The sequence below is a fragment of the Geminocystis herdmanii PCC 6308 genome (assembly GCF_000332235.1).
In the GTDB taxonomy this organism is placed as follows: Bacteria; Cyanobacteriota; Cyanobacteriia; order Cyanobacteriales; family Cyanobacteriaceae; genus Geminocystis; species Geminocystis herdmanii.
In genome coordinates this window covers 3,477,611-3,500,384 of sequence record NZ_CM001775.1, presented here as the reverse complement: position 1 = coordinate 3,500,384, position 22,774 = coordinate 3,477,611, and the positions used below count along the sequence as shown (strand labels likewise).

23 protein-coding genes are annotated in these 22,774 nt (G+C 30.8%); 20 read left to right on the top strand and 3 right to left on the bottom strand.

Going from position 1 to position 22,774, the window contains the following annotated elements:
• The first annotated feature begins 11 nt into the window (after positions 1-11).
• Both SYN6308_RS17550 and SYN6308_RS17545 read left to right on the top strand, forming a co-directional pair.
• The gene (locus SYN6308_RS17550) at positions 12-464 is read left to right on the top strand and encodes a hypothetical protein (RefSeq protein WP_017295756.1); all 453 of its coding nucleotides are present in this window, start codon (positions 12-14) and stop codon (positions 462-464) included.
• Positions 465-507: 43 nt separating this feature from the next.
• Positions 508-1,851, top strand: a complete 1,344-nt coding sequence (locus tag SYN6308_RS17545; RefSeq protein ID WP_017295755.1) for a hypothetical protein — start codon at positions 508-510, stop codon at positions 1,849-1,851.
• 99 nt (positions 1,852-1,950) lie between these two features.
• Here the strand turns inward: SYN6308_RS17545 and SYN6308_RS17540 are convergent, their stop codons facing one another.
• Positions 1,951-3,189: an LL-diaminopimelate aminotransferase gene (locus SYN6308_RS17540; RefSeq protein ID WP_017295754.1), complete on the bottom strand. Its 1,239-nt coding sequence runs from the start codon at positions 3,187-3,189 to the stop codon at positions 1,951-1,953.
• A gap of 278 nt (positions 3,190-3,467) precedes the next feature.
• Here SYN6308_RS17540 and SYN6308_RS17530 point away from each other — a divergent pair, with 278 nt between their 5' ends.
• The 18 genes from SYN6308_RS17530 (at position 3,468) to SYN6308_RS17445 (ending at position 21,666) form a co-directional block, all read left to right on the top strand.
• Entirely contained in the window at positions 3,468-3,854 is a 387-nt protein-coding gene (locus SYN6308_RS17530) for a YidH family protein (protein WP_017295752.1), read from the top strand.
• 180 nt (positions 3,855-4,034) lie between these two features.
• Positions 4,035-4,511: a diacylglycerol kinase family protein gene (locus SYN6308_RS17525; RefSeq protein WP_017295751.1), complete on the top strand. Its 477-nt coding sequence runs from the start codon at positions 4,035-4,037 to the stop codon at positions 4,509-4,511.
• A 17-nt stretch (positions 4,512-4,528) separates the two neighbouring features.
• Positions 4,529-5,116 (top strand): anthranilate synthase component II, encoded by a 588-nt coding sequence (locus SYN6308_RS17520; RefSeq protein ID WP_026102143.1) that lies wholly within the window; start codon positions 4,529-4,531, stop codon positions 5,114-5,116.
• Positions 5,117-5,305: 189 nt separating this feature from the next.
• Entirely contained in the window at positions 5,306-8,461 is a 3,156-nt protein-coding gene (locus tag SYN6308_RS17515) for a hypothetical protein (RefSeq protein WP_017295749.1), read from the top strand.
• 81 nt (positions 8,462-8,542) lie between these two features.
• The gene (locus SYN6308_RS22910; protein WP_052312617.1) at positions 8,543-11,707 is read left to right on the top strand and encodes an Eco57I restriction-modification methylase domain-containing protein; all 3,165 of its coding nucleotides are present in this window, start codon (positions 8,543-8,545) and stop codon (positions 11,705-11,707) included.
• Positions 11,708-11,811: 104 nt separating this feature from the next.
• Positions 11,812-12,372, top strand: coding sequence for a hypothetical protein (locus SYN6308_RS17505; RefSeq protein WP_026102141.1), 561 nt, complete (start codon positions 11,812-11,814; stop codon positions 12,370-12,372).
• Between the two features lie 105 nt (positions 12,373-12,477).
• Positions 12,478-12,840 carry an endonuclease domain-containing protein gene (locus SYN6308_RS17500; protein WP_017295748.1) on the top strand — a complete coding sequence of 121 codons (363 nt, stop codon included), beginning with the start codon at positions 12,478-12,480 and terminating at the stop codon, positions 12,838-12,840.
• Positions 12,841-13,144: 304 nt separating this feature from the next.
• Positions 13,145-13,372 (top strand): hypothetical protein, encoded by a 228-nt coding sequence (locus SYN6308_RS17495; RefSeq protein WP_017295747.1) that lies wholly within the window; start codon positions 13,145-13,147, stop codon positions 13,370-13,372.
• Positions 13,373-13,585: 213 nt separating this feature from the next.
• Complete coding sequence (locus tag SYN6308_RS17490; protein ID WP_017295746.1) at positions 13,586-13,807, top strand: hypothetical protein; 222 nt, start codon at positions 13,586-13,588, stop codon at positions 13,805-13,807.
• Between the two features lie 7 nt (positions 13,808-13,814).
• Positions 13,815-14,213: a putative toxin-antitoxin system toxin component, PIN family gene (locus SYN6308_RS17485; protein ID WP_017295745.1), complete on the top strand. Its 399-nt coding sequence runs from the start codon at positions 13,815-13,817 to the stop codon at positions 14,211-14,213.
• A gap of 384 nt (positions 14,214-14,597) precedes the next feature.
• Positions 14,598-14,786: a type II toxin-antitoxin system HicA family toxin gene (locus SYN6308_RS17480; protein ID WP_017295744.1), complete on the top strand. Its 189-nt coding sequence runs from the start codon at positions 14,598-14,600 to the stop codon at positions 14,784-14,786.
• Positions 14,787-14,788: 2 nt separating this feature from the next.
• Positions 14,789-15,004, top strand: coding sequence for a type II toxin-antitoxin system HicB family antitoxin (locus tag SYN6308_RS17475; RefSeq protein ID WP_017295743.1), 216 nt, complete (start codon positions 14,789-14,791; stop codon positions 15,002-15,004).
• A 139-nt stretch (positions 15,005-15,143) separates the two neighbouring features.
• Positions 15,144-15,359: a type II toxin-antitoxin system HicB family antitoxin gene (locus tag SYN6308_RS17470; RefSeq protein ID WP_017295742.1), complete on the top strand. Its 216-nt coding sequence runs from the start codon at positions 15,144-15,146 to the stop codon at positions 15,357-15,359.
• Position 15,360: 1 nt separating this feature from the next.
• Complete coding sequence (locus SYN6308_RS17465) at positions 15,361-15,585, top strand: type II toxin-antitoxin system HicA family toxin (protein ID WP_017295741.1); 225 nt, start codon at positions 15,361-15,363, stop codon at positions 15,583-15,585.
• Between the two features lie 33 nt (positions 15,586-15,618).
• Positions 15,619-15,876, top strand: coding sequence for a hypothetical protein (locus SYN6308_RS17460; RefSeq protein WP_017295740.1), 258 nt, complete (start codon positions 15,619-15,621; stop codon positions 15,874-15,876).
• A gap of 54 nt (positions 15,877-15,930) precedes the next feature.
• A complete protein-coding gene (locus SYN6308_RS17455; RefSeq protein ID WP_017295739.1) occupies positions 15,931-19,614 on the top strand; it encodes a helicase-related protein in 3,684 nt (1,227 codons plus the stop codon).
• Positions 19,615-19,869: 255 nt separating this feature from the next.
• Positions 19,870-20,664: an MBL fold metallo-hydrolase gene (locus SYN6308_RS17450; protein ID WP_017295738.1), complete on the top strand. Its 795-nt coding sequence runs from the start codon at positions 19,870-19,872 to the stop codon at positions 20,662-20,664.
• A gap of 135 nt (positions 20,665-20,799) precedes the next feature.
• Positions 20,800-21,666, top strand: a complete 867-nt coding sequence (locus tag SYN6308_RS17445; protein ID WP_017295737.1) for a carbohydrate ABC transporter permease — start codon at positions 20,800-20,802, stop codon at positions 21,664-21,666.
• A 358-nt stretch (positions 21,667-22,024) separates the two neighbouring features.
• On the opposite strand, the gene SYN6308_RS24995 is transcribed toward SYN6308_RS17445, so the two are convergent.
• Both SYN6308_RS24995 and SYN6308_RS17435 read right to left on the bottom strand, forming a co-directional pair.
• Complete coding sequence (locus SYN6308_RS24995; protein ID WP_017295736.1) at positions 22,025-22,174, bottom strand: hypothetical protein; 150 nt, start codon at positions 22,172-22,174, stop codon at positions 22,025-22,027.
• On the bottom strand, positions 22,156-22,431 hold the full coding sequence (locus tag SYN6308_RS17435) for a hypothetical protein (protein WP_017295735.1): 276 nt from the start codon (positions 22,429-22,431) through the stop codon (positions 22,156-22,158). The genes SYN6308_RS24995 and SYN6308_RS17435 overlap by 19 nt, the downstream gene beginning before the upstream one ends.
• Positions 22,432-22,774: the final 343 nt, after the last annotated feature.

The window sequence follows — 22,774 nt, the reverse complement described above, 5'->3', positions numbered from 1 at the left end:
TTATAAAATTTATGTTTTTAGTCAAAGATTCTAGCCCATTAAGAGAACAGCGTATTTTAGCAATCTTAAAAGAAGATGCCTCACTTTCATTGCTTCTTTCTGTAATTCATTTTGAGTGGACAATTCGTCGAGCAATTATTGTTTTAGGTACATCTCCTAATGTGGAAATACGTCAAAAATTGAAAGACGAAAGAGGTGGACTTGATGGTTACAAAAAAGTTTGGAAAGATGAGGTTTTTCTACGAGTAAATAAAAGATTAACTGAAGTAATTACAGACTGGGATAACCTCAAAAAAGCCTTTAAATTGAGAAATGCTCTTGTACACGGGATTTCTTCATGTGGTCAAGATTATGCGATAGAAAAAGCTAATTGTGTTATTGAGGCTTCAAGAATTATTAGGAAATTATCATCTGATTATGGATTTGATTTAGATACAAGATTACCTGTTAGAAGAAAAAAGTAAATTTTTAGCATACTTCAAATATAAAAAACAAGATTTAAAGATTATGAAAGGTGTAATTTTAGGTTATTTTGAAGAAAAAAATAGCGGTTATATTTCAGGAGATGACAATAACCGTTATGAATTTACGATCGAAGACTGGAAAGAAAAAGAAAGGAATCCAGAAAAAGGTATTAGGATAGTTTTTGTTACCGATGGCAAAAAAGCTAATGATATTTATGAATTAAAATTTGAGTTAAATTTAGAGAAAGATCAAAAAAAGTTTAATTTTTCTTTGCCCGATTTTTTGAATCAAAATAATAAATTAATTAAGCAAGTTTTATTATTCGGAGGAATTAGTCTTATTAGTATTGGATTAATTACTTTAACCCTCTTTTTCTTGAGAAGTAAACAAATAGAAAAAATTGAAGCTAGTCAAGTAATAGTTGAGTCAATTAATACTGATTATTTATCGAATAATATAGAAGAAATTAAGGAAATAAAAAGTAAACTTGAAAAAGAATTAAATGAAATAAAAAGTATTCCTACTTATCCCATGTCTGCTTATGATCAAGGACAAGAATTAATATCAATAATTAACGAAAAAATTAATCAAGTTACGGAAAAAGAAAACGCATTAATTGAATTAGAAAAACAAGCAAAAGATAATTTTTCTTTATCTATGAAATCAGCAACAAAGGCGACAGAAATGGCAAAAAATCCTCCCCATAGTGCTGAAGTTTGGCAACAAGCAAAAACCGAATGGGAATCAGCGATTGACTATTTAAAATCTGCCCCAGAAAATGCTTCTTTACAAAAAGATATTAAAGAAAAAATAGATACTTATACCACTCGTTTAAAGATGGTAGAAGAAAGATTAAAACAACAGCAAACTGCCGAAAATAATTTTAAATCTGCTATCAATAATGTCAACTCAGCAATTCATTTAACGAAAAGTTATCCAGATTCTTTGAGTAGTTTACAAGAGTCGGCTCAAAAATGGGAAACAGCAATTTCTCTTTTATATAAAATACCAACTGGTACAACATTATCCGAAGAAGGGAAGAAAAAAATACCTGAATATAAAAAAAATTTATCGGCATTAAAAAGTAAAATTAATCAGTTAGACAATCAAGATAAAGCTAACTCTTTTATTGAGGATTTTATGACGACTATTAGCAGTTATAGTTATAAACCTTTTATTGATGATGCTAAATACTGGTGTAGCTCGATGTTAAATAGCCAATCTTCTTTTGAAACTAGCATAGATAATCATGTTATTTTATGGAGAAAAATTAACCCTAATAGTGCAGTATATCGTATAAGAATTGAGACTGGATATACGGTAAATGATTATACTATTAATCTAAACAAAACATCTTCGGGATGGTGTATTTCTCAATTGGAATAATCTATATTTATTAGACATCAACCATATTTTAGGTAGAAACGTAATTTTAGGTAGAGACGTAAAATTTTACGTCTCTACAAGAGTAGAAAAAAATCTAGTCTAAGAAAAATTCATAGTAGTAGTAATGCGTCTCATGGCTTCGATGACGTTTTCACGGCTATTAAAGGCACTCAGACGAAAATAACCTTCTCCTGCCGCACCAAAACCAGAACCCGGAGTACCCACTACATTAACATTCTGTAATAACTTATCGAAGAAATCCCAACTTGATAAACCATCAGGAGTTTTTACCCAGACATAAGGCGCATTGACTCCGCCGTAAACGCTTAATCCAGATGCTGTTAATTCGTCTCGGATAATTTGGGCATTTTCTAAATAAAATTTGACTAATTGCGCAATCTGTGCTTTTCCTGCTTCGGAATATACCGCTTCTGCTCCTTTTTGTACAATATAAGAAACACCGTTAAATTTAGTGGATTGACGGCGATTCCATAGTTTCCAAATTTCGACATTTGAACCATCACTGGCTTTTCCGATTAAGTTTTTCGGTACTACGGTTAAGGCGCAACGAGTCCCCGTAAATCCTGCATTTTTGGAAAATGAGCGAAATTCGATCGAACAGTCTTTAGCCCCTTCAATTTCATAGATAGAATGGGGTAAACTAGGATCAGTGATAAAGGCTTCGTAGGCAGCATCAAAGAGAATAATCGCATCATGTTTTTTTGCGTATTCTACCCATGCTTTTAAATACTCTTTCGTGGCGATCGCACCCGTGGGGTTGTTAGGAAAACAAAGATAAATTAAATCAACAGGCTCAGTCGGTAATTCTGCTGTAAAATTGTTTTCAGCACTAATAGGAAGATAAACTAAACCTTCATACTCCCCTTTTTCGTTGGCATCTCCCGTATGTCCTGCCATCACGTTCGTATCCACATAAACGGGATATACGGGGTCAGTTACAGCAATTTTGTTGTTTTTGCCAAAAATATCGAGAATGTTGCCTGTATCGCACTTAGAACCATCGGAAATGAAGATTTCATCGGCGGATATATCACACCCTCTACTCTGAAAATCATGTTCGGCTATTTTCTCTCTTAACCAACTATAACCTTGTTCGGGTCCATATCCTTTAAATGTAGCACGATCGCCCATATCAGCAATAGCTTGAACCATGGCATCTTGACAGGCTTTCGGTAAAGGTTCGGTAACATCACCAATGCCCAATCTGATAATATTAGCGTTGGGGTTTTCTTGGGCAAAAGTATTAACTCGTCTAGCAATTTCGGGGAATAAGTAACCTGCTTTTAATTTTAAGTAATTATCGTTAATTCTAGCCATTATGAATATATGTTAAGATTTTCTTCCTTAGTTTACCATTATCTGAGGTCTTCCTTGTTTCGATCGAGGAGGGAGGTGTTAGATTAACGATAAAATGATGAAGATGAGAGGGGGAAGAGGGGAAGGGGAAAGATGGACAGGTGGACAGGTGGACAGGTGGACAGGTAGAATTTTTAAAATCTTAATTCTTAATTCTTAATTCTTAATTCTTAATTCTTAATTCTTAATTCTTAATTCTTGCCTACCCTTATCAGCAAACTTTAGATGCCTATTCGCTTATGACTTCTCCCTATAATCTTAATAACGAATTGGCAAAAGAACGTAATCGAGCCGCCGCCGAGCGTACATTAATGGCGTGGATTCGTACTTGTCTTTCTTTAATTAGCTTCGGTTTTGGAATCGATCGTATTTTAGTAGCTATTCATCAGGCTTTTGAAACAGAAGTTGATTCTTTCCCCCTTTCTCGTTTTTTGGGATTATCTTTTATTATCATTGGAACTTTAGCTTTATTAGCGGCGGCTTTAAGTCATCGTCAGGATTTAAAAAGGATCGATCGAGGTGATTTTATTTATACTTCTCGTTTATCTCTCAGTTTTGTGGTTTCGATCGCTCTAATTGTAGTCGGTATATTGGCATTTATCGGTATTTTAATTAAAGGAGGATAATTTTTTGATCTCCAGGGGATTTTTTCTTCCTCAAATCTTGAAAAAATAAAGCATCATCAGTAAAATAAATGTGCTTTCGGGAGAAATAGTAGCTAAAATACCATCATAAAGTGAATAAAGGAGTAAATATCCATTTATACTTAAGTATCGATCGAACATTAATTAACAAAAGTTAACAATATGAACAAGTTTCAAATCTTTCACGACAATATTTCTACCATTCCTAATAGTGAATCTGTTATTTTATTGAAAAAAGAAAAACGTAACTTATCATGGAAAGTAGCTACTAACCTCTTTTCTAGTTTTAAGTATGCTTGGCAGGGAGTAAAATATGCCTTCAAAACTCAACGTAACTTCCGTATTCATACTCTCATGACTTCTATCGCCATAAGTCTTGGTTTTTATCTGCAAGTAACCACCGTCGAAATGGCAATTATTTCTTTAACTTGTGCCACTGTTCTTGTTTTAGAATTACTCAATACTGCCATCGAATCTGTGGTAGATTTAACCGTTAAGCAAAATTACCATGAATTAGCTAAAATTGCTAAAGATTGCGCTGCGGGTGCTGTTTTAATCTCGGCGATCGCATCTGTATTCGTAGCAGGTTTTATTTTGTTACCTCATGGGATAGACTTAATTATCTCACTTTTGAATTGACCATAGGAGAAAATAGATTGATTCTGGTTATAGATAACTACGACAGCTTTACATATAACCTAGTACAATACTTAGGAGAATTAGGCAATAAATATCCCGTTGCCCAAAACATCAAAGTATATCGCAATGATCAAATTACCATACAAGAAATTATAGAGTTAAACCCTGATGGTATAGTCATTTCACCCGGTCCGGGGAATCCTGATTCCGCTGGAATTTGTTTGGAATTAGTCACACAATTAGCCCCAACTTATCCCATTTTAGGGGTATGTTTAGGACATCAAACCATCGGACAAGCCTACGGTGGTAAAATAATCTCCGCTCCAACTTTGATGCACGGTAAAATATCCCCCATTAATCATCAAAATAGTGGGGTATTTCAAGATATACAAACCCCCTTTAACGCCACTCGTTACCATAGTCTCGTGGTTGATAAGAATACTTTTCCCTCTGTGTTAGAGATTACCGCTTGGACTGATGACGGTATTATTATGGGTATCCGACACAAAGAATATCCTCTAGTGGAGGGAGTACAATTTCATCCTGAAAGTATTTTGACGGAGTCTGGATTAACATTATTAGAAAATTTTGTCAAAAACCTTTAGCTTAATCACCAATATTGCAATATTGTAAATTTTATTTGCTAGATAGAGAAAATTAGTAGTATCATATTAAATAAAGTTAACAACAATTACTGAAAATAATTCAGATTAAAAACAAACCGATGTTTTTCTCTGAGAAATAAAATTTTGTTGTTGAAAAAATAGCATTTATTTTTACTACTAATTATTATCATGGTTAATCGCTTAAGAGAGGAAGATTCTTCACTAACTACTGTTGATTATAGTCTTTTATTTGACCAAATTTTAGAGCATTTAGATAAGGTTACTAATCCTTTTACTTTTTCTAAGGATAACAAAAGATTAAAGATTGATATGGACTCGATCGCCTATAATATAGCATTATCTAATCAAGTACAATTACCTGCAGATTGTGATAAGTTCGATCGAGTTGTCAGCGTTAATTTTAGTAGTAAAAGTATTGATAAATTTCCTGAAAAAATTAGACAAATCAGAGATAAATTAAAAAAATTATTGTTATTAATACAAGATAATAATCCTTCGTTATTAGATACAAATATTGAAAATATATTGACAGATATAACTAAATGGAAGTCAGAGGAGATAATTAATCCAAAAGATAATAAAGTTAAAGGTTTTAAATTTAATTTTAATGATATTTATGGTATTAAAAAGCAAGAATTAAGTTTGCCTAAAATACCTGATAAAAATGGAGATAAATCTATCTTAAAACTTCATAGATTAACCATTACCGTCAGTAAAATTAAAGAATTTGAAGCAGAAATAAAGAAAAGTTTAGAGACTTATGTTAAAACACAATTTAATCATCTTGACTCTGATGCCAGAGAAACTTTAGAAGAAAAATTAGAGGATTTTATTAACTATAAACAAAATCGAAGAAACAATAAAAAATCGGAGATAGAAAACTTAATTGACTTAATCAAAAATGAAACTGTTGCTAGACTTAAAAAAGAGGCACAAATTCATTATTTAAGATATATTTTGCAACAGGAAGATGTGAGAAAACAGCCTGAATCTATTTATTTAGAAGACTTAATTCGGCGAATCAAATTATTAGAAGATTATTTGAATGATAACAACAAAAGTGACACTGATTATCAAGTTAATTATGAAGGTTTGCAACTTAATTATAAAGACTTATTAGCGAGGGGAGAAGCCTACAATATTTTACCAGTTATTCCCATCATTGAAGGGTATTTAGGGGAAAGTAGTAATGAAGTCAAAGGGGAAAAATCCTTTAGTTTTGCTTTAAAACTGAAGTTAAATGGGGGAGTTAAAAATCAAGGAGAAAACACTAATTCTAGTTTTGCATATTATCTAAATTTACTTAATCCCCATAGTAGTCAACACAAGGAAGAATTAAAGAAGGGAGATACGGGGAAAAGAAAAATTTTACGCATCGCTTTATTGTTTACTTTTATTTTTGCTTCTCGCCTTGACGCAAAAGCATCAGATTATGATATTGAAGGGGAATTAACATATAATCCTCTGAAATTTTGGGAAAATGATGTGATGAAAGTTTTACAAGAAAATGATGAGGAAGAGAAAAAAAAGATTTTCCATATTATTTATCTTGGTATTCAGAGAATCAATGCAGAGGAGAAAATTCAAAAATTAGTAAACTTATTAAAGAAATTTTTAGAATATAAATCTCAGATTCCTTCTTATCCCCATAGTTTACAAATTGGTATCCATAAAAATATTTTAGAAACCGATGCGGAAACAATTAATACCAATAGTGATGATAACTTTTTTCGTCAAACGATAAAGACGAAGGATTGCTTAAAATACTTAGTCATCGGGGAAGCCATTGCCAGTGATGATTATTTATACCATTTACCTGTCAGTTTTACCATTGAGGATATTCGATATTATGACACTCAGGAAAATCAAACTCTGAAGTTAGCTTATAATTTAACTAATATTAAGGCTTTGCCAATTTTATTTGTACCTTTATCAGATAACAAAGCTAAAAAATTATATCAAGATTTTTTTGAAGAAAATAAAGATGATAAAGATGAAAAACATAAAAATAGCCTTATTGTTATCGACTATAATCATCTTCTTCTTTCTAATATTGGTATTCCAGCAAATAATCAAACAGAAAAAAGTAAAATTATTTTTGAGGATTATAAGTCACCGAAAGCCTTTATCTATCGTTTTGTCTTTGCCTTATTAATTTATCTTGCCATGGAGGTTATTTTAGAATCGGTATCGAAAAAGATTTTTATTCCCATTATGCGGTTACATATTAAAGATAGAGATTTACCCTATAATGAAGAACATTTTATTCGATCGTACTCAAAAATTCTCGCCCATTTATTAAGAAAGAAACATTTAGCCAACGCGCAAGGATTAGACATCACAGAAAAAGGTAGAGGTTATCGTTTAAGAAATGGTTTAACTTCTTTATATTCCGTTTTACCCAAAAGTTTTATTATCACCAATACTAACTATCAACCAAAGTTAGAGAAATTGGCTTTAATTATTGTTTCTAGTCGAGAAGCCGATGCTAACTATAAAGACAAAGAAGCAGGAAACCGCCTTACTAATTTATATGGTGAAACTATCCGCATTATGAAAGAAGGTAATAAAATCACGGTAAGAAATGACCAAACTTTTAACGATAACTATAATAAAGAGGATATGTATCAAAATCCAACTATTTTAGTGGAAGAAGTAGAAAGACTATACAAACAGGGATTTCGTCATTTTCTTTATATCGCAAAATCTCCTTATTCCAGTAACCTCAACGTTACCCATGAAGACAAGGATTTATATTTCATGTCAAAGGCAATATTGAAAAAGATGAAAGGGGAAGGAGAAAACGAAAAAAAAGATATTCGCATTTATCCCATTTTCTTCGATAAATATTATGTTGTTTCCTTAAAATATAAAACCAACCCTCCCAACTCTTTTTATATTCAAAACACCGAAGACTTAGGTAATTTATTTGACGATGAATCTCAAAAATCCGTAGTTTTCTTCAACTTATTCAATGGCTTATCTGTCGGCAAAGCCGAAGAAAGAAATTATCGAGGGGTGATGTCTTATTCCACGTTACTCAATACCTATCAGGGAATATTAGATAACCAAGATATTAGTCAAGGCTTGATTTACGATAAAGAAGACAACAATCTCAAGGATGATATTTTGCAATACCTTACTTTATTTCATTTTTCCCGATATGAACAATATAAAAGTAGTAGTATCAGTTTAAAACTTAATCCTTATGAAAGTATTATTGGTGAATCCTCTGTTGGCAAAGACAGTATTTTACCTTTTAATAAGAAAACAGAATTTAATCTTCTTGCCTTTCTTTCTGATGTAAAACGTGCTTTATTTTAAGTCAAATTTAGAGAAAAATTTTAGAAATTAGGAATCTATCCAATTATCATTATACCAAAGGGAAAAAAAGGAGAAAAACCAATGAAAATTAACCGTAAAAACATTACCAAATATCTTGACAATTTGAATTTTGAATCATTGTTTATTGAAGAATTAGGATGGGATTATCCCGCAGATGATACTGAAAAATATATTTCTATTGATGAGCAAATATTCACCTTAAAACCTATTGCTGATAAACGAGGTTTTAATGTCTTTTTATGCTTATTAGAAAATCAATCAATTCCCCTTGTTTCTACCCTCAAAAAAATTGATCAAGAAATTAGTAAATATTCCTACGAACATTTTATCATTTATGCTTCTGAGTTAGACCAAAATCAAAAATGGCAATGGGTAAAAAAAGAAGCTAATCAACCTTTAGCAAATCGTACTGTTGAATATTCTACCCACAAAAAAGAGGCTTTATTACAGATATTAGATACTATTTATATTGACTTAGATGAAGAAGAAAAATTGAATTTAACAGAAGTTCGATCGAGAACAAAACAAGCCTTTGATGTGGACAAAGTTACCAAGAAATTCTATGATAAATTTAAGAAAGAACATAGTCAATTCTTAGGTTTTATTGAAGGAATAACTGTTGATTTCGATCGACAATGGTACGCATCTTTAATGCTTAATCGCCTAATGTTTGTCTATTTTATCCAGAAAAAAGGCTTTTTAAATAGTGATCTAAATTATCTTAGAAATAAACTAAATGAAATAAAAAATGATCCCCCCCAACCCCCCTTAACAAAGGGGGGAGTAAATACAGAAAAAGTCCCCTTAAATAAAAGGGGAGTAAATACAAAGAAAGTACCCTTAAATAAAGGAGAATTAAATACAGAAAAAGTCCCCCTTAGTAAGGGGGAAACAGGGGGATCAAATCTAAATTTCTATTCTTTCTATCGCTACTTTTTATTAAGATTATTTCATGATGGTTTAGGCAGTCAAAATCGCACTCCCGAATTAGATCAATTATTAGGCAAAATACCCTATTTAAATGGTGGCTTATTTGAAATTCATCCCCTCGAAAATAAGTATCCTAACATTGAAATTAAAGACGAAGCCTTCGAGAAAATATTTACTTTCTTTGATCAGTATAACTGGTATTTGGACGATCGACCCTTAAAATCTGATAACGAAATTAACCCCGATGTTTTAGGTTACATCTTCGAGAAATATATCAACCAGAAGCAAATGGGGGCATATTATACCAAAGAAGACATCACCGAATATATTAGCAAAAACTGCATTATTCCCTACTTATTTGATAGTGTATTAAGAGAATTTGATCCCCCCCCGCCCCCCTTACAAAAGGGGGGAGTAAATACGGGAAAAGTCTCCCTTAATAAGCAGGAAAATACAGAAAAAGTCCCCCTTAATAAGCAGGAAAATACGGGAAAAGTCCCCCTTAATCAGCAGGAAAATACAGAAAAAGCCCCCCTTAATAAGGGGGGTTTGGGGGGATCATCCTTATTTCAATTATTAGCAGAAAACCCCGATCGATATATTTATGATGCAGTTAAAAAAGGAGTAAATTTATCCTTACCTGATGACATTGCTAAAGGAATAAATGATGTTTCCCAGAGAGAAAATTGGAATCAAACCGCCGATAAAAATTATGGCTTACCCACAGAAATCTGGCGAGAAGTAGTAGCCAGAAGAAACCGTTATTTTGAAATTAAGGAAAAATTAACTAATGGTGAAATTACTAATATTAATGACTTAATTACCTATAATCTTAACATTCGTCAATTTGCCCAAGATGCCATTTCTAACCTTAATTCACCCTTAACTCTCAAGATTTTCTATGAAAAATTAGCCACTATGTCTATTTTAGATCCAACCTGTGGCAGTGGTGCATTTTTATTCTCAGCTTTAAACATTCTTTATCCTCTTTATGATACCTGTTTAGAAAGAATGCAGGAATTTGTTGAAGAAAATAATCGCCCCCCTTCTAAGAACAAAAACATAGAAAAAGTCCCCCTTTCTAAGGGGGAAACAGGGGGATCTAAAAGCGATAATGATCCCCCCCAACCCCCCTTGACTAAGGGGGGAGTTCAGAAAATTATCAAAGAATTTCAAGGCATTTTAAGCAACGTTAGAAGTCACATCAATAATAAATATTTTATCCTCAAAAATATCATCCTCAATAACCTTTATGGGGTGGATATTATGGAGGAAGCAACGGAAGTTTGTAAACTGCGATTATTTCTAAAATTAGCTTCTCAAATCGATCCCCCCGCTTTCAGCACCCCCCTTAGTAAGGGGGGAAGGGGGGATCAAAATTATGGTATTGAGCCATTACCTGACATTGATTTTAACATTAGATCGGGCAATAGTTTAGTGGGTTTTGCTAACTATGAAGAAGTAGAAAAAGCCGTTAAGGGCGATCGACAAGGTAAACTAGATTTATATGATGATATGGCAGTGATAAACGCTAAAGCTAAGGCAGTAAGCGAGGTTTATCAAACTTTTAGAAATATTCAAACCCAAAGCGATGGCGTTAATTTTACAGAAACTAAAGCAAAGTTAAAGGAAAATTTAGCTAGTTTAAACGAGGAATTAAATAATTATTTAGCTAAAGAATATGGCGTTGATATTAAGAAGAAAAAAGACTATGAAAAATGGTTAACTTCTCATCAACCTTTCCACTGGTTTACGGAGTTTTATTCGATTATTAATAACGGCGGTTTTGATGTGATTATCGGCAATCCCCCTTATGTGGAATATAGCAAAGTTAAAAAGGATTATGAAATTAAGGGTTATGAAACGGAAAAATGCGGCAATTTATATGCTTTTACGGTAGAAAACTGTTTAAATCTATTGAATAATAAAGGTTTACTAGGATTTATTATTCCTCTAAGTAGTTTATCAACTCCTAGAATGACACCCTTATTTGAGTATTATAAAAAACATAATATTTATAGTTGGTTTAGTTTTTTTGCAGGAGATTCTAACCCTAGTACACTTTTTTCAGGAGTAAAAAGTCAATTATCAATTCATATTCTTAAAAAACATAAATTTTTAGTACATACAACTAATTATGTTAGATGGTTTGAAAAATATAGACCATATTTATTTGATAATATTACTTATAGCAATCAGGAATCATTTGTGAGAAATAAATTATTAGAAAAAATATCGAAGATACGACTAATCTTGCCTTTTGCCTTTTGCCTCTTGCCTTTGATGATAAGATAATTTTCACAACTCATAACTGACTGCTATATATCAATTCTAGTTGCTTATCTAATAATTTTGTCTATAAAATAGGTTCATATATAGAGTTAAGTATTTTAGAAAAAATGAATCTTCAAAAGCCTATATCTTTATGCTTTACAAAAGAATCAAAAAATAAAGTTTATTTTAGAAATGCGAGTGGATCATATTATAGATTATTTCTCATAAAACCTCCTACAATTACTATAAAAGGAGAAAAAGTATTATCAACGACTCTAAAAGAGAAAAATATTAATGTTAATAGTAAAATTTTTGTGGCTTCTTTAAGTAGCAATTTATTTCACTGGTTTTGGGTAGCTTTTTCAGACAATTATCATATTACTTCAAAAGAATTTGAATACTTTAAATTAGAGTTAAAATATTTAGATAATAATAAGAAGTTAATCAATTTATGTGATTCTATTATGGAAGATTATGAAAAAAATTCAAGTATTAGAATTGAACAAGATATGAGAAAGGGATTAAAAAGAGAAGTACAAATTTTTGAACCAAGAAAATCAAAATCAATAATAGATGAAATAGACAAAGTATTAGCCGAACATTATGGCTTTAGTGACGAGGAATTAGACTTTATAATTAACTATGATATAAAGTATCGCATGGGCAGAGAATTAGACTCAGACTAAAAAAGCCCCCCTTATTTAAGGGGGGTTGGGGGGATCAAATCAAATTATTTAAGGGGGGTTGGGGGGATCAAATCAAATTATTTAAGGGGAGTTGAAAGGATCAAAATGAACTATTTACCATATAATAAAAATCTTGTTACTAGGGCAAAAGAATTAAGAAACAATATGACCAAAGCAGAGAAAAAACTTTGGTATGATTATTTAAGAAGTTTTAAATTTAGAGTATATAGACAACGCCCTATTGATAATTTTATAGTTGACTTTTATTGTCCTCAATTAAAATTAGTAATAGAAGTCGATGGAGAAAGTCATTATCAAGAAAATGCTCAAGAATCTGACTCACAAAGAAGTAAAATATTAGAAGGATATGGATTAAAAGTAATTAGATTTACTAATGAAGAAGTTTTAAGTAATTTAGAGGGAATTGTAGCAATAATTGAGGAAATGATCCCCCCTAACCCCCCTTGAGAAAGGGGGGAATAAATGGGCAGAGAATTAGACTCAGATTAGAATTAAAAAGGAGAAAAAATTGAACTTTATTATTATTAGTGATATTTCCCAAATAGAAATTATCGCTATAGATAAATCTATTAGAGAAGTAGAAAGACTAAGAAAAACTTATGGCAGGGGTAGATAGCGAAAATTAAAAGGAATTGCTACTATTGAATTAGAAGATACAACCATTTGTCAAGCCGAACTTCATTGGTATGAAGCTCATGGAATAGGTAAAAAAGAAATCAAAATTAAGTACATTTTAGATTGAGTAAAAGCTATGAATATTTTAGATAAAAAATTAGTGATATGTATCAAAAATGATGATTATTTAGCATCATTAGAAATTAAGAAAATTTATGAAATTATACCAGATGAAAAAGCAAAAAAACATAATATGATTAGAGTTATTGATGAATCAGGAGAAAATTATCTTTATCCTAATTCTTATTTTTTGCCCCTTGAATTAACTAATTCTAGTCAAGAGTTATTAGCTTTATTTCACTAATAGATGAAGTAGATAAAGTATTAGCCCAACATTATGGCTTTAGTGAATAGGAATTGGACTTTATTATTAACTATGATATAAAGTATCCCATGGGCAAAGAATTAGACTCAGATTAAAAGAATTGTGAAAGTTCTTAACTTTTTCAAGATAAAATTAACCGTTGATTAAAGGTAATCATGCTATAATATTATAATAAAAAAAGGAGTAAAAACAATGGCGACAATTACAATTAAAGTAGATCAAGAAGTAGCTCAACTTTATCAAGAAGCGGATATTAATAAACAAGAAAAATTAAAGAATTTAATTAAACTATTTTTAAAACCTGAATTGGCAGAAAAAAGTCTTAGTCAAGTCATGAAAGAAATTGCAGATCAAGCAGAAAAAAGAGGTTTAACTCCTGAAATATTAGAGGAGATTTTAAATGAAGAAGAGTAAGAGATTTGTGTTAGATACAAACATATTAGTTAGTGCTTTATTAATTAAAAATTCTTCCGCTATTCAAGTAATAGAAACCATCGAAAAACTAGGAATAATTTTATATTCAGAGATGACATTTTTAGAATTAGAACAAGTTTTAAACCGTCGTAAATTTAAAAAATATTTTACAGAAGAACAAAAACAAACATTTATTGTCAAATTACTAGAAATTTCTGAATTAATAGAAATCACGGAAACTATTACTATTTGCCGAGATGCTAAAGATAATAAATTTTTAGAATTAGCAGTTAGTGGTAAAACTGACTTTATTATTACAGGAGATCAAGATTTATTAGTATTAAACCCTTTTAGAAATATAGAAATTATCACAATTAACGAATTTTTAACGAGATTTAATAATTAGGGTTTGCTGAATAAATCAGAAAGCTATAAAAATCAAAGGTTTAGACATAATACATTCACCAAAAAGTGTGCAGTTTTAAGGATTTTTATTCAAAAATTCAACACTCTTAACCTGATTTTTTAAAATACAACTATACTTATTCTATCTATTAACAGCATCAAAACCTTGATGTTTCAGTATTTCTCCTATCTCCTGTCTCCTAACTCCTATCTCCCTAATCGATAAAGACTATGAGGCAAACCCTAATTAGATAAAATATTAGCCTAATATTATGGCTTTAGTGAGGAGGAATTAGACTTTATAATTAACTATGATATAAAGTATCCCATGGGCAGAGAATTAGACTCAGATTAAAATAAAAAAGGAGGAAATTTATTATTATTTATGAAAGTTCGTGAAGTAATCAAACGACTAAAAGCTGATGGTTGGTATGAAGATAGAATGAGAGGTAGTCATCGAGTTTTGAAACACCCTAATAAATCTGGTATTGTTGTGATACCCGGTAATTTTGGAGATGATGTAGCCATTGGCACACTTAAAAGTATTTGGAAACAAGCACAATTGGAGGATTAAAAATGAAAGAGTATTATGTAATTTTTGAATGGGCTGGTAATAACTATTCGGCTTATGTGCCTGATTTACCCGGTTGTATTTCCACAGGTAAAACCTTAGAAGAAACAGAGGTAAATATTAAGGAAGCGATCGAGTTATACATAGATGTATTAAAGGAAGATAATATACCAATTCCCGAACCTTTAACTAAAGCAAAATCTATCTTTATTGCTGCTTAAAAATGGTCATTTTTTAAAACATTTTAAATTAAATATTAGGGCTTTAGTGAGGAGGAATTAGACTTTATTATTAACTATGATATAAAGTATCCCATGGGCAAAGAATTAGACTCAGATTAGAATTAAAAAGGAGGAAATTATGAGTCAATATTTTAATGTAGTTATTGAAAAAGACGAAGATGGCTATTTAGTTGCTTCAGTGCCTTCTTTGAAAGGATGTCATACACAAGCAAAAACAATGGATGAATTACTAGAGAGAATAACAGAAGCTATTGAACTTTGTTTAGAAGTAGAAAAAGAAGAATTTAAACCCTTAGAATTTATCGGAGTTCAAAGAGTAGCTATTAATAACTAAAATGAGTAATATCCCGGCTTTAAATGGAAAGAAGATGATTAAGGCTTTAACAAAAGCTAATTTTTCAGTGATTAGAATTAAAGGAAGTCATCACTTTTTAGCACATCCTGACGGCAGAAAAACAGTTATTCCAGTTCATGGAAATGAAACCATTGGGAAGGGTTTATTTGCCCAAATTTTAAGAGATTGTGATTTAACAGTTTATGAATTTTTAGACTTGTTATAAATATACTCAGATTATAATAAAAAGGAGGAAATTATGAAAACTTTAATTAGATTAAAAATCGAAAAGTGTATAGAAGATAAAAAAGATAGTTCCAAGAAAGGAGTTTTATCAAAAATTAAACAAATAAAAATACAAGCACTAACAGATTTTTCTGTAAATATAGGCAATGGATTAAGTAAAAATTATAAACAAGATGCAACAGAAATTAATGAGTATTTATTAAATTCTAATAATGTAGAAGTTGTATCCTTAACATCAGAATTATTAAAGGATATTTTAAATGAAAACTAATTTTTAAAGAGATTTAATAATTAGAGCAAATATTAGTATTATGGTTTTAGTGACATGGATAAAACTTCAGCAAACTTCGGCAGATTATTTGAAATTGGATTTAATATCGGTATCCTTTCCTTTATTAATCAAGAAAAGATTAAGCATAACTTTTCGACTATTTATCAAGATGATTTAGAAAAAATCAATCTGAGTAAAATTGAAACAAAAATCCTTGATGATTCTAAAGTTATTGATACTAAGGATAAACAGATTATTAAAGATTGGATATTGATGTTATTGCAAAAGGGTTTTTTGTCGGGATTTAATTTGTTTCGAGAATATGCCGATACTATTGTGGATAATCAAAACTATCATCGTTTAGAAATTGTTTATTGTCAGTGTAATTTTGTGGAAGAAAGTAGCTTTAGTATTGTCAAGCATAAAAGCGAAAAAGAAAATTTCTCTTTGATTCTCTCTCAGTTAGGTGAAATGGAGATAGATATTGATAGATACCTCAAGGAAGGGGAGTTTTTACGCGCGGATACTCTCATCCTGATTAAACGGCGACAAAAATATTATCTTTTAATTGTCGATTTATCTATTTTTTCGGTTAAGTCTTTTCAGGATGTTAAGGATTTACAAGACATCGAAAACTGGAAGCAAATCCTGCTGACGGAAGTTAATTATTTACGATCGAAAAGTGTTTTTTCAGGATTAAATATAGATACAGGGGAAAATGGGGATAATTTAGGAGTTAATTTTACTAACGACTTAACTAAATATTATCAAGGCTTTAAGAGACAGGATAAGGAAACGATAAAACTCATTCAAGCGGGTAGTTATGGTTATAGTTTCTATCAATTTTTATCTCGACAGAAAATTATTAATCCCGATACTGACATTAAACAAATCAATATTATGGGTTATAGCGACAGAAGTGTAAATGCTATTACCGTTACCCCCGATAACATTAACTTACTCAAAACTTGTCAAAAAATTTATTATCAGCATCACAAAAAAGACATCTCGGAGGCGAAAAGCAATATTGTCGAGGTGATTAAATATAATGCTAGAAAAAGTTTTCCCGATGGTAAAAGTTTTATTAACAATCTATTTAATCTCTTCCCCTCTGCAAAACCTTACATCAAATCGATTTCTCATACAGAAAAGATAACAGAATTTGTTAACTCGATCGAACCAATTTCTCCCGAATTAGCAACGACTCTACAACTTCCTCCCCATCTGACTCTAAGAAATGCCCATAGTCATCTTATCACCCAAGCCTTGAATCAAGAGAAACTCACTTACTTATTTCTCACAGGCAATCCCGGTATTGGTAAAACCACTGCCATCGTCACATTTTTAAAGAAATATTTTAACGATGGTTTTCTCTTTTTATATATTAGCCCCCGCACTCAAGTTAATCTCGATATTATTAATAAGTTTAATGACATAAAAAAACAAGAGTTAGTCGCCATCAATAGTAATGCCAATTTGATTAAAAATAATGGCGGTAAACCAACCATTCAATACTTTACTTCTGCTGATAATGATGACTGGCAAGGAGAATTTTCTCTCAAAAATGTTAACTTTATTGATGGTAATAATCCGACTCCCCGTCAAGGTAAAATTAATTCACAAATTCGGCAACAATATCAAGATACATTCCAAAATGCAGAAAATAAAGGTGTTGGAGTCTTAAATAGTCTTTGTCAAGGAATTTCCGCTATCATCCAAACTAAAAATACCCGTCATTTAGTCGTCTCTCTTTCGATTCAATCTCTGAAAAAATTAAATGAAAATGACGATACTCTCAAACATCTCGATCGAATTTTGGAATCTGTTTATAATGCTAGAGAGAATAAAATTATTGACTCAAAAATGACTGCCGTTGCCAAAAGATTTAAACACTTTTTTGTCATGATTGATGAAATAACTGGAGATAGTAGTGGTGTCGAATTTTTATCGGGAATTAATCGATTTTTTGATAAATATAATCTCACTAATAATAGTTATGGTTTTAATCCTAAAATTATTATAGCCGATGCCTCGATCGTCGATGAACAAGTAATTAATCAACATCTCAAAGATAATAAAACCGAACCTGATAAAATATATTATCGTGGTGTAAACTCAACAATTTTACCTCTATCCGTCACAAATTTTGACTTTAAAAGAAAACCAGCCCAAATTATTAATACTAACTCTTATCCCGCCCAAAGTTTAACCATTAATTATCAAATTTTGATGGAAGTAAAAAAATATAATGAAAATCTTTATGAGGAAAAAACTAAAAGTGTAGTTAGGCAGTTGCAAACAACAATTATTGATGAAATAAAATCTATTTTAAGTAATCCAGATAATGAACAAATTATTGTTTATATTCAAGACAAAAATCGCCTAAGAAATTTAATTACTGAATTAGAAAAAATCTATCCAGACTTTAGGGAAAATAAAGACTATTTACAAATTCATAGTAATAACTCCGAAGCTGATAAACAGGAAATAAAACAATTCCAAAATCAAGCAAAAATTATTTTTATGACGGCTTCAGGAAGTCGAGGTTTATCTTTTCCTAAATCCAGACATATCTTAGTTGATATACCTCGTTTTAATATTGAACAAAATTTAATGGAAATTATCCAAGTTATCTATCGTGGTAGAGGGGAATTTATCGAAAATGAAGTTACCAATACTAATGATAATCAGGATAAATTTTTATATTTTTATATGTGGGAAGAAGCTATTTTTTATGATGAAGAATCTGCTCAATTATCCTTACAAGAAAAGGTTTTAAACGTTATCAATATGCTGATTTTACTGAAAGCCTCGATTATAACAAGAATTAATGGTTACGGTAAAATTGGTAACAATAATTATTTAATTATCCCTATTGGTGGTAAATCTGTATCTTCGGTTGGGGAGACTTTTAGTGCCAAAATGAAAAATTTAATTACTTTATTAAACAAAGAATATTCTACTAACTATAAGGCACAATATTTAAAGGAAATAGCTGAAGAATTAACGAGAATTTTAGATAAAACAGATTTCCTTTTAAAATGGATAGATAATAATGATAATAAAAATAACCTTATTTCTTATCTTAATATTCGAGAATCTTTTAGCGATAAATTTATTAAATCTGTGAAAAATAATCTTTATAATTTATTAAATATCGGCAGACTCGAACCTAGTTTTATTAGTGGAAATATGTTAATTATTCCTTTAAAAAATCGTAAAATTAAAGAAACTTATGAATTGAAAGTTATTAAAGAAATCTATAAAGATTTGTTGTCAAAACTTAAATCTATTAGTAATAGTGATCAATTTAATCATAATTTAATTACTGCTAGTCACAGTGCGATCGAACTCTTAGAAAAGATGAATAATGATGATATAATGACTAAATATATTCAACAAACTAGCCAACAATTTGATCAATATTATGCCTTTCCTTTCTTTATCTTAATACATCCTCAAATTATTAAAGAATATTTAGAGAAAGAAACCGAAAGAAAAATAGATGAAGACAAAAGTTTTCGATCGATTTTAGAAACTTATTTAAGATATATATTTCCCTTACAAAATGTTCTACCCATTGGTTCATATTATCATGAATTTCCTTTTCTATTATTTAATAGTTATACCTTTAACTTATTAAGATATAAGTTATTTACCGATCAACAAATTTTCTCCTCATCCCAGTTAAATATTCTCAATTTAATTCTCTGTCAACAAAATCAGCAAAATGAATAAAAATAACTTTGTTACCTTGAAAAAGTCTCAAAATTTTAATTTTTAGGTATTTCTCCTGTCACCTAACTTCTCTCTTTATCACTCACACTTTTAAATTACTTTTAATTACAAGTATTTGTAAATTGATGCAACAATTACCAGAAAATATCCATCAATATATATAAGTATGGACAAAAAAAGTTAATCTTGATCGCTCCTACTTTGTTAAAGTGTTTTTGATATTATAAAATTCAACTATCTTCTACCATTTACATTATGATTAATCGTCGTGACTGGATTCGCTTAACTGGTACAGGAGTATTAACTACTCTTTTAACCACTAAATACTCTCAAGGAAAAAAAGCGATGGCATCTCCTAAGCAAGTCAGTATAGAATGGTTAGGTCATAGTGCCTTTCTGTTTTCCAATCCCCAAATTAGAATTTTAGCTAATCCTTTTACTCCCTTGGGTTGTACTGCTAAATATCAAGCACCTAAACCCATAGTCGATTTAGTTATGATTAGCAGTAGATTACTTGATGAAGGTTCGGCTTCGGGTTTACCCAATAATCCTCAATTAATGGTTGAACCGGGGGTGTATAATGTAAATAATATTGAATTTCAAGGGATTAAAACCCTGCACGATCGAGAAGGCGGTAGAAGATTCGGTGATAATATAGTGTGGAAATGGACTCAAGGAGGGGTAAAATTATTACACTTAGGCGGTATTGCCTCCCCTATTTCCATCGAACAAAAAATCTTAATGGGTACACCTGACATCATTTTTATTCCCGTAGGAGGAGGTGCAAAGGCTTATAACGCAGAAGAAGCCATGAAAGCGATCGAAATTTTAAACCCTAGAATGGTAATTCCCACTCAATATTTAACCAACGCCACGGAAGCAAATGTTTGTGAATTACAAGGAGTACAAAGATTTGTTGACTTAGCCAAAGAAGCAAATTTTAATATCAACATAATAAAAGGTAATCGTATCACCGTGCGCCCTGAAGATTTCCCATCAGAAGGTACTTTAGTTCGAGTTTTTGATGGCAGTAATCTCATAATTAATTGAGAATGGATAATTGAGAATTAAAAATGAAGAATCATCGAGAAAAATAATCATAGTGAAATTTATAATAACTTATTTAGCACTTGATGACAAAATTCTAAAATTTTAATTACAAGTAAATTATATTTATAAACTTTGATGAAAATTACTAGAAAACTGACTCCGTATCTATTCTTAATTCCAGCTTTAATTATTCTCTCCATCATTGTTTTTTATCCTGCCCTACAAGCCTTTTCTTTGAGTTTTACCAAGTTTGGCTACGATTTAACCCAGCCTCCTGAATGGGTAGGGTTAGAAAATTTTAAACGTCTGGCTGAAGATAAATTATTCCGTCAAACCCTGATAAATACTTTAATTTATCTCCTAGGAGTTGTACCCCCTTTAGTTTTTCTCTCCTTGATATTAGCTATTGTTGTCAATCAAAAATTGCGAGGAATTAACTGGTTTCGTACCGCTTACTATACTCCTGTAGTGGTTTCTATGGTAGTGGCTGGTTTAGCATGGAAGGCGATTTATTGGTCAAATGGCATTTTAAACCAATTTTGGTTTAGTCTAGGTTTTAAGGATGGTATTCCTTGGCTAACGAGTCCAGATTTTGCCATCTGGAGTGTGATGGTTGTCACCATTTGGAAAGGGTTAGGGTATTACATGGTTATCTATTTAGCAGGATTACAAGGTATATCTCCTGAATTGTATGAGGCGGCTTCGATCGAAGGTTCAGATGGTTGGAAGAAACACTGGGATATTACAATTCCTTTAATGAAACCTTATATTTTTTTAGTGGCGGTTATTTCGGCTTTAAGTGCCACTAAAGTATTTGAAGAAATATATTTGTTAACTCAAGGAGGCCCTCGTAATGCGACAAAAACTGTAGTTTATTATCTTTACGAAAAAGCCTTTAAAGATTTAGATTTTAACTATGCTTCTACTATGGGTTTAGTACTTTTTACCTTTATTTTAGTCCTTTCGATCGTCAATTTATCTTTATCTCGTAAAGTGAGTTAAGTTTGTTCATAGGTGAGAAGAGGTGATTGAGTATGAATTATTTACATATGTAATAGATAAATAAAGTTGTATAATTTTAACGCTCGTAAACACCTATTTTCGTTATTACTTTTCGTTACTTTCAAAAATAAAGTTGTATATTATTGAATTTAATAGGAAACTGCTAAATTACACAAATAAAATTCAAGGAAATAAAGTTGTATAATTTTTAAATCCTTTGCATAATAAGCCTTTAGAGTAGGTGCTAATTTAGATTTTATTTATAACTTAATTAGCGTTATGGGAAGATAAACTAATTTAGTATTGCACTAATGATCAAAATTAGATCGTTGGAATAAATCTCAACGTAACAGAAAATTTAATGCAATCCTTTGGCGATACGATCGATCTGATACTGTCCATTACCTAACCAGTGTCCAAATAATCTATGTGCATCTTGATCATTCCATGCGTCACATTCATGATTAGAGTCGGGATAAGGACTTTTTACTAGAGGTTTAAAATCCAATGAGGGGGGTTATATTTATTATTATCGAGAGACTCTAAAAAACGACATAATTGATCACATCTTTGATTGACTAATTGTACTCTGTCAGGGCGATTTTGTAAAGTCTTGATATTCTTTTTAAACTCCTCACCATAAACTAATTTATCACTTAAAGAAGCTAATAATTCCCGTTGATAATAGTGATTTTTTGCCTGTAACCAAATTAATTGTCCCCATTCACAAAAGGCTACTTCAGCTTCATTTTCAAGATAAAACAACAGGGCTTCAGAAATACTACTACATTCATTTTTCTTAACAGTAAAACCGTTATCTAATTTACGAAAAATAGTTAAATTTTTGCCGATAATTTCTTCAGTATCTAACTTAATTGGTAAATTAGAGTGACTAAGAGTCTTGTTCCACCGTTATAAATTTCCATCATCCGAAAATAAAGTGGGTAAATTTAGATCAAATTCAATTAGAGAAAAAAGAATAATAAGATTATGAGTAATAAAAAAGTTAGTAAATTAATAAAGTGACTGTCTTATTCCAGGAATTAGAAGCGATTCTGAAGGAATCTGTTATGCAGTAAAGAAAGATATTCTGATAATTTTTCCATCG

Excerpts from the sequence above, each read along its gene's own strand:
- SYN6308_RS17450 (WP_017295738.1), top strand. The coding sequence starts at position 19,870 with ATGATTAATCGTCGTGACTGGATTCGCTTAACTGGTACAGGAGTATTA.
- SYN6308_RS17525 (WP_017295751.1), top strand. The coding sequence starts at position 4,035 with ATGAACAAGTTTCAAATCTTTCACGACAATATTTCTACCATTCCTAAT.
- SYN6308_RS17475 (WP_017295743.1), top strand. The coding sequence starts at position 14,789 with ATGAAAGAGTATTATGTAATTTTTGAATGGGCTGGTAATAACTATTCG.
- SYN6308_RS17445 (WP_017295737.1), top strand. The coding sequence starts at position 20,800 with ATGAAAATTACTAGAAAACTGACTCCGTATCTATTCTTAATTCCAGCT.
- SYN6308_RS17455 (WP_017295739.1), top strand. The coding sequence starts at position 15,931 with ATGGATAAAACTTCAGCAAACTTCGGCAGATTATTTGAAATTGGATTT.
- SYN6308_RS17495 (WP_017295747.1), top strand. The coding sequence starts at position 13,145 with ATGAATATTTTAGATAAAAAATTAGTGATATGTATCAAAAATGATGAT.
- SYN6308_RS17550 (WP_017295756.1), top strand. The coding sequence starts at position 12 with ATGTTTTTAGTCAAAGATTCTAGCCCATTAAGAGAACAGCGTATTTTA.
- SYN6308_RS17480 (WP_017295744.1), top strand. The coding sequence starts at position 14,598 with ATGAAAGTTCGTGAAGTAATCAAACGACTAAAAGCTGATGGTTGGTAT.
- SYN6308_RS17460 (WP_017295740.1), top strand. The coding sequence starts at position 15,619 with ATGAAAACTTTAATTAGATTAAAAATCGAAAAGTGTATAGAAGATAAA.
- SYN6308_RS17515 (WP_017295749.1), top strand. The coding sequence starts at position 5,306 with ATGGTTAATCGCTTAAGAGAGGAAGATTCTTCACTAACTACTGTTGAT.
- SYN6308_RS17500 (WP_017295748.1), top strand. The coding sequence starts at position 12,478 with ATGAACTATTTACCATATAATAAAAATCTTGTTACTAGGGCAAAAGAA.
- SYN6308_RS17465 (WP_017295741.1), top strand. The coding sequence starts at position 15,361 with ATGAGTAATATCCCGGCTTTAAATGGAAAGAAGATGATTAAGGCTTTA.
- SYN6308_RS17470 (WP_017295742.1), top strand. The coding sequence starts at position 15,144 with ATGAGTCAATATTTTAATGTAGTTATTGAAAAAGACGAAGATGGCTAT.
- SYN6308_RS17490 (WP_017295746.1), top strand. The coding sequence starts at position 13,586 with ATGGCGACAATTACAATTAAAGTAGATCAAGAAGTAGCTCAACTTTAT.
- SYN6308_RS17505 (WP_026102141.1), top strand. The coding sequence starts at position 11,812 with ATGAATCTTCAAAAGCCTATATCTTTATGCTTTACAAAAGAATCAAAA.
- SYN6308_RS17540 (WP_017295754.1), bottom strand. The coding sequence starts at position 3,189 with ATGGCTAGAATTAACGATAATTACTTAAAATTAAAAGCAGGTTACTTA.
- SYN6308_RS17545 (WP_017295755.1), top strand. The coding sequence starts at position 508 with ATGAAAGGTGTAATTTTAGGTTATTTTGAAGAAAAAAATAGCGGTTAT.
- SYN6308_RS17530 (WP_017295752.1), top strand. The coding sequence starts at position 3,468 with ATGACTTCTCCCTATAATCTTAATAACGAATTGGCAAAAGAACGTAAT.
- SYN6308_RS22910 (WP_052312617.1), top strand. The coding sequence starts at position 8,543 with ATGAAAATTAACCGTAAAAACATTACCAAATATCTTGACAATTTGAAT.